Here is a 14,372-nt window from a genome sequence, read left to right as displayed (position 1 = left end):
GCTATGATAACTGTTTTACAGGCTTACCCGAAGAAAACCACCTCATGAGCGACTCCGTTTTTACCCACAGTCAGGACCAGTTGAAGCAGCTTGCAAGCGATGTCTTGCGTTATGCGAAGGAAAAAGGTGCATCCGATGCCGCCGTGGAAATCAGCGAAGGTAGCGGGCTGTCGGTATCCGTGCGCAAGGGGAGCGTGGAAACGATCGAGCAGAACAAGGACAAGGGCATTGGCGTGACCGTGTATCTGGGTGAGGGACGCCAGATTCGTCGCGGCAACGCCAGTACCTCCGATTTTTCGCAGCAGGCACTCAAGGATACCGTCGAGGCCGCATATGACATCGCCCGTTTTACCTCTGAAGATGATTGCGCCGGTCTGCCGGATGACGATTTGCTCGAACGCAATCCTCAAGATTTGAAGCTTTACTATCCCTGGCTGATTTCGGCCGAAGAAGCCGTCGAACTCGCACGCCGTGGCGAAGCCGCTGCATTCGCCGTGGACAAGCGCATCACGAACAGCGACGGCGTCGGCGTGTATGCACAGCAATCGCACTTCGTTGCCGCCAATTCGCGCGGTTTCATGGGTGGCTATCCATATTCGCGTCACACGATTTCGGTGGTGCCGATTGCTGGCAAGGGCAGCAACATGCAGCGCGACGATTGGTATTCATCGATGCGTGATCCGAAAAAACTGGCCAAACCTGAAGCCATCGGTGAATACGCCGCGCATCGCGCACTGGCGCGCCTGAATGCGCGCAAGCTCGACACGCGCAAATGCCCTGTACTGTTCGAAGCGCCACTAGCGGCAGGCTTGCTCGGCGCGTTCGTACAGGCGGTGTCCGGCGGTGCGTTGTACCGTAAATCGACCTTCCTGCTCGACTCACTCGGCCAGTCTGTCTTCGCTCCCCACATCCAGATTCTGGAAGACCCGCATGTGATCGGTGGCGTTGGTTCTTCGCCGTTCGATGAAGAAGGCGTCAAGACTACGCGTCGCGATGTGGTGAAAGACGGTGTCGTGCAAGGCTATTTCCTCTCGACATACTCGGCGCGCAAGCTTGGCATGCAGACCACCGGCAACGCGGGCGGCTCGCACAATCTGTCACTGACTTCGACGCTGACGAAGAAGTCGGATAATTTCGAAGCCATGCTGCGCAAGCTCGGTACCGGCTTGCTGGTGACGGAACTGATGGGGCAGGGCGTCAATTATGTGACTGGCGATTACTCGCGTGGCGCTTCGGGTTTCTGGGTTGAGAATGGCGTGATCCAGTATCCGGTCGAGGAGATCACGATTGCCGGCAATATGAAGGAAATGTTCCAGCAGATCGTGGCCATCGGTGCCGATACGCTTGTTCGCGGTACCAAGCAGACCGGTTCCATCTTGATCGAAAACATGACGATCGCCGGTAGCTGATGCAGCTTGTGTGAATGTAAAAAGGAGATGCCGTGGCATCTCCTTTTTTGTTGTCGGCAACAGGCGCTGCCTTCGTGCAAATGGTTGACTACCTGTTTGGCGATAGTCGGTTTGCCACTTTACGTATCGCTTATGCCAGCAACGCACGCACGCGGGCAATCGCTGCCCGCACTTGCTGCGGTGCCGTGCCGCCGATGTGATTGCGCGCCGCCACCGAACCTTCGAGTGTCAGAACGTCAAAGATGTCGGCTTCGATCAGCGTCGAGAACACGCGCATTTCTTCCAGCGTCAGATCCGACAAGTCGCAGTTGCGGTCGACGCAAACACGTACGGCGTGTGCCACGGCTTCGTGTGCATCGCGGAAAGGCAGGCCTTTCTTGACCAGATAGTCGGCCAGATCGGTTGCTGTCGCATAGCCCTGCAAGGCCGCCGAACGCATGGCTTCGGGTTTGACGGTAATGCCGCGCGCCATGTCGGCGAAAATACGCAGCGTATCGACTACCGTATCCACGGTATCGAACAGCGGTTCCTTGTCTTCCTGATTGTCCTTGTTGTAGGCCAAAGGTTGACCCTTCATCAGGGTCAGCAGGGCGATCAGATGACCGTTGACGCGGCCGGTCTTGCCGCGGGCGAGTTCCGGGACGTCCGGGTTTTTCTTTTGCGGCATGATCGACGAGCCGGTGCAGAAGCGGTCGGCGATGTCGATGAAGCCGACGCGCGGGCTCATCCAGATGACGAGTTCTTCCGACATGCGCGAAACGTGCGTCATCACCAGTGCTGCAGCCGCGCAGAATTCGATGGCGAAGTCGCGATCCGAAACCGCATCCAGCGAGTTGTGGCAAACGTCTTCGAAGCCGAGCGTCTTGGCAACGCGTTCGCGATCGATGGGGAAAGTCGTGCCGGCCAGCGCCGCAGCGCCCAGCGGTAGGCGATTGACGCGCTTGCGGGCGTCCTGCATGCGCTCGGCATCGCGACCGAACATTTCGACGTAAGCGAGGATGTGATGGCCAAAAGTGATCGGTTGTGCCACCTGCAAATGGGTAAAGCCGGGCAGGATCGTATCGGCATGCTGTTCGGCCAGATCGAGCAGGGCCAGGCGCAGATCGCGCAGCAGACCGATGATGTTATCGATCTCGCCGCGCATGTAGAGGCGAATATCGGTTGCCACCTGATCGTTGCGCGAACGACCCGTGTGCAGGCGCTTGCCCGCATCGCCGACGAGTTCGGTCAGGCGTTTCTCGATGTTCAGATGCACATCTTCCAGATCGAGCAGCCACTCGAATTTACCGGCGGCGATTTCCTGCTGGATTTGCGTCATGCCGCGACGGATTTCGGCGTGGTCTTCCTGGCTGATGATATTCTGATGCGCCAGCATCTCCGCGTGGGCGAGCGAACCCTGGATATCGACTTCGGCCAGACGCTTGTCGAAAAACACCGATGCGGTATAGCGCTTGACCAGATCCGAGACCGGTTCGCTGAAACGGGCCGACCAGGCCTCGCTTTTTTTGGAGAGTTGTGCTGTCATGGTTCTTTCCTGATGAATACGCGATTATAAAACAAGGCTGTCGCCAGACCCACCCGCCGTCATCGATGCACCTCAACTTCGTCCATTTTTGTCATGCAGCGCCTGTTTGAGCCGATTCCCGCCTCGCCGATCGAAAACGTCATTCCCGATTGTTGCAATATCGGCACCATGGTGCGCGCGCTGTTGTTCGTAAACGGCGTGGTGCTGGCAGTCATGCTGTTAACCGCGACGGGGCTGCAGGCAGGGCTGTCGGCCTTTGTCGAAGCCTCGCTATTGATCGAGCTGGCTTGCCTGACTTCGCTGTTTGCCTTGTGTGGCATGCGTCGTCTGATTCGCACCATGCCTTTGTGGTGTCAGCGCCTGGCCTGCGCTGCGGTGCCGGCAGCCATTACCGGAGCGATCATTCACTATTTTCTGGCCAATGCGTCGGGCATGATCAGCCTGACGCGCGTTTCGGTTGCAGAGGGCATGGCCGGTGCGGCACTGTTCGGTATTGTGCTGCAGCATTACTTTGAGCTGCGTACACGCGCCTTTTCACCCGCGCTGGCCGAGGCGCGTTTGCAGGCATTGCAGGCGCGCATCCGACCGCATTTTTTGTTCAACAGTCTGAATGCTGTGCTGTCCCTGATTCGCAGCGAACCACGCCGCGCCGAAAATACGCTGGAAGATCTGGCCGATCTGTTTCGCGTCTTGATGCGCGACACGCGTGACATCACCACGCTGGCCGACGAAGTGAGCATCGGCAAGCAGTATCTCGCCATCGAAAAGATTCGGCTGGGCGAACGCTTGCAGGTCGCGTGGGATATCCAGACCGACGATGCCCTAATGCAGCAAACCGCCATGCCTGCCTTGCTGCTGCAACCGCTGCTGGAAAATGCCGTGCATTACGGTGTCGAGCCTTCGCCAGACGCAGCTTGCATTCGCATCACCATCGCCCGTATTCGCGACCGCATTGAAATCGTCATGACCAATCCCTATCACGCCGATGCCGTCTCGGTTGGCAACCACATGGCGCTGGACAATATTCGTGAACGGCTGACCTTGCTGTACGACGTCGAAGCGCAACTGACGACCGTGATGCAAGACGGCGTGTTCGAGTTGCGGCTGGTGTTTCCCTTTCAGAAAGGCGAGGCATGAAGCCGCGTATATTCATCGTCGATGACGAAGCACCAGCGCGGGCGCGACTGACGATGCTGCTGTCTGACGTCGCAGAGGAATGCCCGCATGCAATCGTCGGCGAAGCGGAGCAGGCGCAGCAGGCACTGGCTCAGATTACGGAATTGCAGCCGGACATCGTGCTGCTCGATGTGCAAATGCCGGGCATGACCGGTATCGATCTGGCCGCGCAGCTCAAGCAGACAATGCCAGATGCGCCAGCCATCATCTTCGTCACGGCATTCGACGAATATGCACTCAAGGCGTTCGATGTGCATGCATTCGATTATCTGCTCAAGCCTGTACGTGCCACGCGCCTGGCCGAAGCCATTCGTCGCGTGAGCACCTTGCATCTCGCCGGACGACAACACAAGCAGGAGATCGGGAATGCCAGCACAAGCATGCCAAGTCCGCGTCGACACTTTTCCGTGCAGGAGCGGGGACGTGTTCTTCTGGTTCCGATAGGGGATGTGATTTATCTCAAGGCAGAAGCGAAGTACATCACCCTGCGCACGCGCGAGCATGAATATTTGATCGAAGGTTCGCTTTCTTCCCTAGAGCAGGAACTTGCCAGCAGCTTCATTCGTGTGCATCGCAATGCGCTCGTCGCCAAGGATGCGATTGCAGGCGTCGAACGCGCGCAGCAAGCGAGTGACGACGATGATGCCGAACGCGGGCAGGATGCGTGGCAGGTCATTCTGCGCGGTATTCAGGAGCGATTGCCGATTTCCAGAAGGCAGTGGAGTGTCGTCAAAAGTCTGGTGCGCTAGGGTAGTTGCCTCTCTGCATGAAGCTTTGCAGATGCCTATTAACCTTGTTGTACGACATGTTGGAAGCGTAGTGCCGGTGCAGCGAGGGCTGCTTGTAAAAAAGCAGGATGTAGCACTACGTTGTGCAGATCGTCCCTGGAAAACCAGCGGAACTCCAGTTTCTTCTCTCCCTCTACGCCGCGATGTGTTCTCGATATATCGAGACATGCGGATCCTGGCGCAAAGCGCGTCAGAAAATACAACCCGATTTCATGATTGGGTTTGTTGTCATAGTGCAAGAAATTCTCAACGAGATAAAGCAGTTCGCTGCATACGATCGATTCGTTCAATTCTTCCTTCATTTCACGCACAACCGTATGGCAGGCTTCTTCGCCGGGTTCCACGCGTCCACCGGGCAGCGCCCAGAAGGCATCGCCTTCGATACGATGCAGCAGAACATGATTGTCGTGCACGAACACGGCAGCAGCGCGTAGTTGAAAACGATGGTTTGCTATATCGACGGAAATCATTTTGAGCATGAAGAAGGGAAAACAAAAAGGGAGCTTGCGCTCCCTTTTTTGGATGGTGTGAATGGCTGGATCAACCCGTATTGCGCAATCCTGCCGCTAACCCGTTGATCGACAACTGAATCCCGCGTCGTACACGATCATCGATCTTGCCGTCTTTCATCAGCGCGCGGTGGCGTTTGATGAGTTCGACCTGCAAGTGATTGAGCGGGTCGAGGTAGGCAAAACGGTTCTTGATCGAGCGTTGCAGCAGCGGGTTGCTGGCAAGGCGTTCGCGATGGCCGGTGATTTGCGTCAGGTAGCTGGAAGCGCGTTCGTGTTCGGACACGATGCGTTTGAAGATCGCATTGCGCAGCTTGCGATCGGCCACCATTTCCGAATAGCGCGAAGCGACGGCCAGATCGGTCTTTGATAGCACCATGTCCATGTTCGACAGCAAGGTGGCAAAGAATGGCCATTCCTTGTACATGCACTTGAGCGTGGCCAGGCGTTTGGTCTTTTGGTTACCGTCGTTGAGCCATTGTTCGATGGCGCTGCCAAAACCGTACCAGCCCGGCAGCAGCAGGCGGCACTGACCCCACGAAAAGCCCCATGGAATCGCTCGCAGATCTTCGATGCGCTGGGATGCCTTGCGCGAAGCAGGGCGCGAACCGATGTTGAGTTCGGCGATTTCCTTGATTGGCGTCGACGAGAAGAAATAGTCGGTAAAGCCCGGGGTTTCATAGACCAGGTTGCGGTAGGCCTTGTATGCCAGTTCCGACAGTTCGGCCATCACGGTTTCGAAGGTGGCGAGCTTGCGCACATCGCCGCGGGTGGATGGCAGCGGGGTCAGGCTGGCTTCCAGCGTGGCAGCAACCAGCAGTTCGAGATTGCGACGACCGATTTCCGGGTTGGAAAATTTGGAGGCGATGATTTCGCCCTGTTCGGTCAGACGGATCTGGCCGTTCACGGTGCCCGGTGGTTGTGCGAGAATCGCATCGTAGCTCGGGCCGCCGCCGCGACCGACGGTGCCGCCACGGCCGTGGAACAGGCGCAGCTTGACGCCGGCATTGTTGAATACTTCCACCAGACGGGTTTCGGCCTTGTACAGCTCCCAGTTGGAAGTCAGGAAGCCACCATCCTTGTTGGAGTCCGAATAGCCGAGCATGACTTCCTGCAGATCGCCCTGTTTGGCGATCAGCTTGCGTACCTGCGGAATCGCGATCAGCTGTTCCATGATGGTCGGTGCCAGGCGCAGATCGGGAATGGTCTCGAACAGCGGGATGACCATCAGTTCGACATCGCCAACCGAGGCTTTTTCATCGTCGGCACGCAGCAGGCCGGTTTCGCGTTGCAGCAGCAAAACTTCCAGCAGATCGGAGACGGTTTCCGTGTGCGAGATGATGTAGTTGCGAATCGCACGCGAACCGAAGCGCTGGCGAATCTCGCCGGCGGCACGCATGATCGCGAGTTCGGAAACCGTATCCTCGGTGTAATCGATGTAGGGCGAGTAGAGCAGGCGCGGCTTGTCGAGTTCGGCCAGCAGCAGGGCGATCTTTTCTTCTTCCGACAATGCACTGTAATCGGCTTCGACTTGTGCACGCGCGAACAGCTCGGTGAGCGTGCGTTCGTGCACGTCCGAGCTTTGACGCATGTCCAGCGTCGCCAGATGGAAACCGAAAATTTCACCGGCACGGCGCAGCTTCGCCAAGCGTGGTTTGACGAGCGCGGCACCGTGATGCGATTTCAGCGAATCGACCAGTACATCGAGATCGGCAACGAACTCATTGGCCGATACATAAGCCGGTGCCGGACCGACTTCGGGACGCATCAGATGCGTGGCACCGAGCGAGCGAGCGGTGGCTGCCAGACGTGCGTAGATGTAGATGAGTGCACGGCGATATTGTTCGTCCGAGCGATGGTCGGAGGTGTCTGGCGAAGCATCTGCCAACTGACCCAGATCGGGGCTGACGCCGGCGAGGAAGGTCGAGATCGCCAGTTCGGCACCGAGCGTGTGAATTTGCTCGAGGTAGAACGAGAGAATGGTCGTCGACTGGCGCGACAGCGCGTAGCGCATGGTGTCGGCATTGACGTTGGGATTGCCATCGCGGTCACCACCGATCCAGCTACCCATTTGCACGTAGTTCGGCAATTCGCGGTTTGCGGCGGCGGCACCGCGTTGCGGGAACTGCGCGGCGATATCGTCTTCGATATCTTCGTACAGCGCCGGCAGTTCATTGAGGAAGGTCAGGCGATAGTAGGACAGCGCGTTGTTGACTTCATCGGCCACCGACAGTTTGGTGTAGCGCAGCAGGCGGGTCTGCCACAGCATGGTGATGCGCGAATGCAGCAGTTGCGTGTTGCGCGCGCGTTCCTTGCTGGTCAGCGGCAGATCGCGTTCGGCGATCAGGCGGGCGATTTCGTTTTCGGCATCCAGAATGCTCTTGCGTTGCACTTCGGTTGGATGCGCGGTCAGCACCGGCGAAATCAGGGCTTCGCGGAAGAACTTGCGTACCGTCGCACCATTGACGCCGGCGTTGTCGAGTTTTTCAAGCGCAGCGGCAACGCTGCCTTCTTCGGGCTTGTCGCTGGCCAGCAGGCTGTCGCGGCGGCAGCGATGCTGATGCTGATCTTCAGCGATGTTGGCCAGATGCGAGAAGTAGGAGAACGCGCGCACGACGGTGACGGTTTCCTCGCGGTCGAGCTTCTTGAGCAGCTTGTTCAGCGCCGCGCCGGCTTCGACATCGGCTTCGCGACGGAAGCGCACGGCAGTCTGGCGAATGGTTTCGACCGTTTCGAACATGGCGTCGCCTTCCTGATCGCGCAGCACGTCGCCGAGCAGACGGCCGAGCAGACGAATGTCTTCCTTCAGCGGTGCATCTTTTTTCGGAGTAGGCGAGGTCGAACGAACGGATGCGCGCGCGGGCGTCTTGGAAGCTTGTTTGGCCATAGGGAAGTGTGCAGTCTTCTTGTTGATGATGAATCAGGCGATACAGGTTTTGCGCAACGCGTGCGTGATAAGATTTTGCGGTTGGACGAGAGTATCGCTTGATCCTGCGCAAACGGCACGGTCGCGAACGACATTATGCTGAAGCCAGAATGATGCCAAGTCCATCGACACCTCCGAACAAGAACGAAAGCCGCCGATTTGAAATTCCCGCCACCGAAAAAACTGATCATCGCCTCGCGCGAAAGCCGGCTCGCCATGTGGCAGGCCGAACATGTCCGCGAAAAATTGGCCCTATTATATCCGCAGTGTTCGATTGAAATCCTTGGCATGACCACACGCGGCGATCGTATTCTGGATCGCGCCTTGTCCAAGGTGGGCGGCAAGGGCTTGTTCGTCAAGGAGCTCGAAGTTGCCATCGCCGAGCAGCGTGCCGATTTGGCCGTGCATTCGCTCAAGGATGTGCCGATGTTTCTGCCGGAAGGTTTTCGCCTTGCTGGCGTGCTGGAACGGGAAGATCCGCGCGATGCCTTCGTTTCCAACCACTATGCTTCGCTGGATGCATTGCCGGCCGGTGCCGTCGTGGGTACCAGCAGCTTGCGTCGGCAATCGCTGATCGCGGCACGTTATCCGCATCTTGAGATTCGCCCCTTGCGCGGCAATCTCGATACCCGACTCGGCAAGCTCGATAACGGCGATTATGCGGCCATTATTCTGGCGGCAGCCGGTCTCAAGCGCCTGCGCATGGAATCGCGCATCCGCGCTTTTCTGCCGCCCGAGCTGAGCCTGCCTGCACCGGGCCAGGGCGCAATGGCGATCGAAATTGCCGGCAATCGCGAGGAACTGGTTGAATGGCTGGCGCCGCTTAACGACGATCTCAGCGCACGTACCGTGCAGGCCGAGCGCACGGTTTCGCGCAACTTCGGTGGCAGTTGCCAGATTCCCCTGGCCGCCTACGCAACCATCGACGGTGGCACGATGCGTCTGCGCGCCATGATCGCCACGCCGGATGGCAAACAGATTGCACAAGTCGATCGACAAGGTGCCGCTGATGCGCCCGAAGCATTGGGCGAGCAGGTTGCCGTTGCCTTGCGCGAGCAGGGCGCCGAAGCCATTCTTGCCGCCTGCAAGGCGGATGCCGGCGAGGATGACTGAGCCTCTGGTCGTCGTCACGCGTCCCTTGGCGCAGGCCCATGAGCTTGCGGCACGTGTGACGGCGTTGGGCCGCCAGGCCGTTCTGTTTCCCTTGCTGGATATTCAGCCCTTGCCCGACACGACGATCTTGCACAAGGCACTGGCCGAACTGGAGCGCTATGCACTGGTTGCCTTTGTCAGTCCGAATGCGATCGATGCGGCGCTGGCAGTGCGGCCCGACTGGCCGTTCGATGTGCCGCTGGCCGTGGTAGGCGAGGGCAGTCGGGCCGCACTGGCGCGGCATGGGCTGACTGCAGAGCGTTGCACCATCTATTCGCCGCGCAATCTCGAACGTACCGATTCCGAAACCTTGCTCGAAGAACTGGATCTCGCTGCCTTGCGTGGACGCGAAGTGCTGATCGTTCGCGGTGAAACCGGGCGTGAGTTGCTGGGCGACACCTTGCGTGCTGCGGGCGTGCGCGTGACGCCGGTGGCAGCCTATCGTCGCACCGCGCCGGAATGGACGGCAGAACGTCGGCAAGAACTTCGATGCTTGCTCGACAGTCAGAACGACTGGATCGTGACCAGCTCGGAAGCATTACGGTTTCTGGAGCAGATGGTTGCGCGACTCGACGATGCGCAGGGAGTGGCAAAAATGCAACAGCAACGATTGATCGTTCCGCACATACGCATCGCGGATACGGCGCGTTCTCTCGGTTTCTCCCACGTACATCAGAGCAGATCGGGCGACGATGGCCTGATTGCCGCGTTACAATCCCTTTCATGAACGACATGCAGAATTCCCCGGAAAACACTCATCCGCAGCCGACCAACGAAGCCGGCAATGTCAGCCAGCCTGCTGCTGCACCAGCTTCCAGCACACCGCCACGTCGTTCGGGCGGAGGCGGTCAGGCTGTGCTGTTCGGTTGTGTCATCGTGCTGGCAGGCTTGCTCGGCGCGCAATGGTGGTACTCGCACCAGGAATTGACTTCATTACGTACCGAAGTCGCCAAGCGCATGCAGAGCGGCGATGAAGTCAGCAACGAAACCAAGATCATCGCCAAGTCGGTGCAGGAAGCCGTGACCGAAGTGCAGGGCAAGGTCAGCGTGATCGAAAGCAAGCAGATGGAGGCGCAGAGCCAGCAACTCGCGCTCGAGCAACTGTATCAAGACTTGTTCAAGCGACGCGACGACTGGGCACTGGCCGAGATTGAGCAGGTACTTTCCACTGCGAGCCAGCAATTGCAACTTGCCGGCAATGTTTCCGGTGCCTTGATCGCGTTGCAAAATGCGGACGCCCGCCTGGCGCGTGCCGATACGCCGCAATTCGTCAAGATTCGTCGCGCCATCGCAAACGACATCGAGCGTCTGAAAGCCTTGCCGAATCTGGATCTGACGGGCATCGCACTGCGCATCGACAGCGTGATTGGTCAGATCGACCGCATGCCCTTGCTGGCTGATGAGCACCCGGCTCAGGCAGCCGCCGAACCGAAGAATCGTCCGGTAGTGAAGCGTGCGGCCAAACCAGGCGCTGCGGCAACGGATGAACCTGCTGCAGAAGAATGGACGGCGGTGTGGAAAGCGCGCTGGGATAGCTGGTCGAGCGAAATGTGGAGCGACATACGGCAGCTCGTGCGCATTCGCACTGTGGATAACGACGATGCGTTGCTGATCGCGCCGAGCCAGGCTTACTACGCACGCGAAAATCTGAAGCTGCGATTGCTCAATGCACGCCTGGCGCTGCTGTCGCGTAACGAAAGCGCCTTCCGTAGCGACATGGTGGCGGCACAGGACAGCATCGCCCGTTATTTCGATACGCGCGCCAAGCAGACGCAGACGGCGCAAGCCATCCTCAAGCAGGTGCAATCGAGCAATCTGGCAATCGAAATGCCGACGCTGTCGGAAAGCCTGAATGCCGTGCGCAACTTCAAGGCACGCTGATGCCTCGCGCCAATCTGCCATCGCCAACCTGATTCTCGCCCATGCGTCTTTTTCTCTGGATTCTCGCCCTGTTTGCTTCCGCCATCGGCATCGCCGTGGCGGCGCACTACAACGTGGGCAATGTGGTTTTCTTTTACCCACCGTATCGCATCGATCTGTCGCTGAATTTCTTCATTCTGCTGGCGATCCTGCTGTTCTTCGTCATCTATGCCGTGTTGAAGACGATCCGTGTGGCACAACGTCTGCCCGGTCGTGTTGCTGCCTATCGTCGCGACAAGCTCGAACGCAAGGGCAATCAGTCGCTGCGTGAAGCGCTCAAGTATTACTTCGAAGGGCGTTTCGGTCATGCGGAGAAAGCCGCCATGCGTGCCAGCGAATCGCCGGACAATGCCGGACTGGCAGCCCTGATTGCCGCCCGCGCTGCCCATCGCATGCAGCAGACCGAACGCCGCGATACCTGGCTTGCCACGGTTGAAAACGACGAGTCGCTCAAAAGCGCACGCTTGATGACGGCCATCGAATTGCTGGTCGATGAGCGTCAGCCGGAACTGGCGCTCAAGGTCGTCGATGAACTCAACGCCAACGGCACGCGCCATATCCATGCCTTGCGCATGGCGCTCAAGGCCAACCAGCGTGCCAACAACTGGCATGAAGTGCTGCGCCTGGTCAAAACGCTGGACAAGAACAACGCCCTGCATCCGGCCTTGTCAATGCGTCTGCGTGAAATGGCTTATGAAGACCTGTTGCGCAATCCGGCTAACGATGCGGAATCGATTCGTAATGTGTGGTTTGCCATTCCGGCCGAAGATCGCATCAAGCCGTATGTCGCATTGCGTGCTGCACATGCCTTCAATCTGCGCGGTTTGCATGATGGTGCACGCACCATTGTCGAAAAGGCGATGGCCGCAGAATGGGATGACCGCTTGTTGCGGCCGTATCGGGCTGCAGCTGCCGAAAAAGGCACGCCGGCACTGGTCGCGCAGATAGAGCGTTGCGAAGAATGGTGCCGCCAGCATCCGGCCGATTCAGAACTGGAAGTCACGCTCGGCACCCTCTGCCTGCAGCAACAGTTGTGGGGCAAGGCACAGCGCCATCTGGAACAGGCGCTGTCCGATACGTCGAATCCACGCCTGCTGCAGGAAATTCATCTGAAGCTGGCACAACTGCACGAAGGGCTGAGCCAGCCCGAGCGCGCTGCCGAACACTATCGCTTGTGCGCGTTGGCAACAGTCGGCTGAGAGGGGATCGGGGCTGGCTGCCCGATCGAAGGCCGCCGTTGCCGCTATAATCACGCGTTCGCATTACCATCCATCTATTGAGAAATCACCATGAGTCTGAACAACGTACCTGCCGGCAAGGATCTGCCAAACGATTTCAACGTCATCATCGAAATCCCGATGAATGGCGAACCCGTCAAATACGAAGTAGACAAGGAATCCGGCGCGATCTTCGTCGATCGCTTCATGAGCACGGCCATGCACTATCCATGCAACTACGGCTATATCCCGAACACGCTGTCGGATGACGGCGATCCGGTCGATGTATTGGTCGTCACGCCTTTCCCGCTGCAACCGGGCGTGGTCGTTCGCTGCCGTACCATTGGCGTCCTGAACATGACGGATGAAGCCGGTACCGATGCCAAATTGCTGGCTGTGCCTGTCGACAAGCTGATCCCGATCTACAAGGAATGGCAAAAGCCGGAAGATGCCGGCACTTTCCTGGTGAACCAGATTCAACACTTCTTCGAGCATTACAAGGATCTGGAAAAAGGCAAATGGGTCAAGGTTGACGGCTGGGGTTCGGCCGATGATGCCAAGGCAGAAATCCTGGCAGGCGCTGCAGCCTACGAAAAAACCAAGGCCTGATCTGTTCATACCTGCAGTAAAAAAGCGCACTTCGGTGCGCTTTTTTCATGGGCAACGCGTTTGGCTGAAGCGCATTTTTTCAATCACAGTTGACCCGTTACCTGCCCAGCATGGGCCATCTGGCATAGACGATCATGGCGGCTGCGCAGGCCAGGCCGATCAAGGGCCACAGCAGTGCCGGGCGACGTGTTTCGACAATGGCGGATGTTTCTTCATCCGTTGGCAGGCGACGTTGTTCGCGCCGAGCCAGCGTCAGGTGGCGCTTGATATCCAATGCCATTTCGGCTGCGCGCTGATAGCGCTTTTCGGGATCCCGATGCATGGCCTTGCTGACGATGCGCGACAGTGCCAATGGGACATCCGACGCCAGCTTGTGCGGCGCCAGCATGCGTCGGCTGGTGATCTGTTGCAGCAGTTTTTCGGTGTCGGATGCTTCAAAGGGTTTGTGCCCGGTCAGCATTTCAAACATGACTGCACCGAGCGAATAGATGTCGGTACGCGGATCCACGGCTTGCCCATTGGCCTGTTCGGGCGACATGTAGTGGGGTGTGCCGAGCAGGTTGTCGTGAAATAGCGTCGGTGTGGCTTCGCCTTTTGCCGGTGTTTCGCTCAGGCGATTGGGAATGCGGGCAATGCCGAAATCCATGATCTTGGGCTGATGATCGTCCACCAGAAAGATATTGGCCGGCTTGACATCGCGATGCACGACGCCGTGCTGGTGTGCATGGTCGAGCGCATCGGCAATTTTCCAGCCGATCGATGCCACATCGTCTGGCGTGAAGCGTTCGCCATCCTCGAGCATCTTGCTGATCTCGCGACCATGCAGATATTCCATCGCCATGAATGGTGTCGAACCTTCGCTGCCAATATCGTGGATCACCACAATGTTTGCGTGCGATAACTGCCCGGCGGCACGTGCTTCGTTGATGAATTGCTCTTCGTAGAGCTGACGTTCCGTGTGGCCCAGGCGAGGGCGCAAGGTCTTGATGGCAACTAGCCTGTCGATGACGGGATCATGCGCCAGATAGACAATGCCGAGCGAACCGCGACCGAGTTCTTCACGGATGATGAAGCGACCGAGGCGGACGGGAAGATCGTTGCTGGAAGTGATGCGATGTGGCGAAGCGGACATGGTGGCGTC

At 58.3% G+C, this 14,372-nt stretch carries 12 protein-coding genes; 8 read left to right on the top strand and 4 right to left on the bottom strand.

What is annotated here, in order from left to right:
• The first annotated feature begins 44 nt into the window (after positions 1-44).
• Entirely contained in the window at positions 45-1,409 is a 1,365-nt protein-coding gene (gene pmbA / locus QZ725_RS04230; RefSeq protein ID WP_293776537.1) for a metalloprotease PmbA, read from the top strand.
• A gap of 130 nt (positions 1,410-1,539) precedes the next feature.
• Here the strand turns inward: pmbA and argH are convergent, their stop codons facing one another.
• Positions 1,540-2,934, bottom strand: coding sequence for an argininosuccinate lyase (argH, locus tag QZ725_RS04225; protein ID WP_293776534.1), 1,395 nt, complete (start codon positions 2,932-2,934; stop codon positions 1,540-1,542).
• Positions 2,935-3,027: 93 nt separating this feature from the next.
• On the opposite strand from argH, the gene QZ725_RS04220 reads away from it, so the two are divergent.
• Complete coding sequence (locus QZ725_RS04220; RefSeq protein ID WP_293776531.1) at positions 3,028-4,071, top strand: histidine kinase; 1,044 nt, start codon at positions 3,028-3,030, stop codon at positions 4,069-4,071.
• Complete coding sequence (locus QZ725_RS04215; protein WP_293776529.1) at positions 4,068-4,859, top strand: LytTR family DNA-binding domain-containing protein; 792 nt, start codon at positions 4,068-4,070, stop codon at positions 4,857-4,859. Before QZ725_RS04220 ends, QZ725_RS04215 begins: the two co-directional genes overlap by 4 nt.
• Positions 4,860-4,897: 38 nt before the next feature.
• Here the strand turns inward: QZ725_RS04215 and QZ725_RS04210 are convergent, their stop codons facing one another.
• Both QZ725_RS04210 and ppc read right to left on the bottom strand, forming a co-directional pair.
• On the bottom strand, positions 4,898-5,368 hold the full coding sequence (locus QZ725_RS04210) for an NUDIX domain-containing protein (protein WP_293776526.1): 471 nt from the start codon (positions 5,366-5,368) through the stop codon (positions 4,898-4,900).
• A gap of 70 nt (positions 5,369-5,438) precedes the next feature.
• On the bottom strand, positions 5,439-8,294 hold the full coding sequence (gene ppc, locus QZ725_RS04205; RefSeq protein ID WP_293776523.1) for a phosphoenolpyruvate carboxylase: 2,856 nt from the start codon (positions 8,292-8,294) through the stop codon (positions 5,439-5,441).
• Positions 8,295-8,492: 198 nt separating this feature from the next.
• Between ppc and hemC the strand changes: the two genes are divergently transcribed.
• From hemC to ppa, 5 genes are all read left to right on the top strand, one after another.
• Positions 8,493-9,446: a hydroxymethylbilane synthase gene (gene hemC, locus QZ725_RS04200; protein WP_293776521.1), complete on the top strand. Its 954-nt coding sequence runs from the start codon at positions 8,493-8,495 to the stop codon at positions 9,444-9,446.
• Positions 9,439-10,212 (top strand): uroporphyrinogen-III synthase, encoded by a 774-nt coding sequence (locus QZ725_RS04195; RefSeq protein ID WP_293776518.1) that lies wholly within the window; start codon positions 9,439-9,441, stop codon positions 10,210-10,212. The genes hemC and QZ725_RS04195 overlap by 8 nt, the downstream gene beginning before the upstream one ends.
• Positions 10,209-11,366 (top strand): uroporphyrinogen-III C-methyltransferase, encoded by a 1,158-nt coding sequence (locus tag QZ725_RS04190; protein ID WP_293776515.1) that lies wholly within the window; start codon positions 10,209-10,211, stop codon positions 11,364-11,366. Before QZ725_RS04195 ends, QZ725_RS04190 begins: the two co-directional genes overlap by 4 nt.
• 41 nt (positions 11,367-11,407) lie before the next feature.
• On the top strand, positions 11,408-12,604 hold the full coding sequence (locus QZ725_RS04185) for a heme biosynthesis protein HemY (RefSeq protein ID WP_293776512.1): 1,197 nt from the start codon (positions 11,408-11,410) through the stop codon (positions 12,602-12,604).
• Between the two features lie 90 nt (positions 12,605-12,694).
• On the top strand, positions 12,695-13,231 hold the full coding sequence (gene ppa, locus QZ725_RS04180; RefSeq protein ID WP_293776509.1) for an inorganic diphosphatase: 537 nt from the start codon (positions 12,695-12,697) through the stop codon (positions 13,229-13,231).
• Between the two features lie 97 nt (positions 13,232-13,328).
• Here the strand turns inward: ppa and QZ725_RS04175 are convergent, their stop codons facing one another.
• A complete protein-coding gene (locus QZ725_RS04175) occupies positions 13,329-14,363 on the bottom strand; it encodes a serine/threonine-protein kinase (protein WP_293776506.1) in 1,035 nt (344 codons plus the stop codon).
• Positions 14,364-14,372: the final 9 nt, after the last annotated feature.

Origin of the sequence: uncultured Oxalicibacterium sp. (assembly GCF_913776015.1) — a bacterium.
Taxonomy (GTDB): Bacteria; Pseudomonadota; Gammaproteobacteria; order Burkholderiales; family Burkholderiaceae_D; genus Oxalicibacterium.
This window is presented reverse-complemented; position numbering and strand designations above follow the sequence as displayed.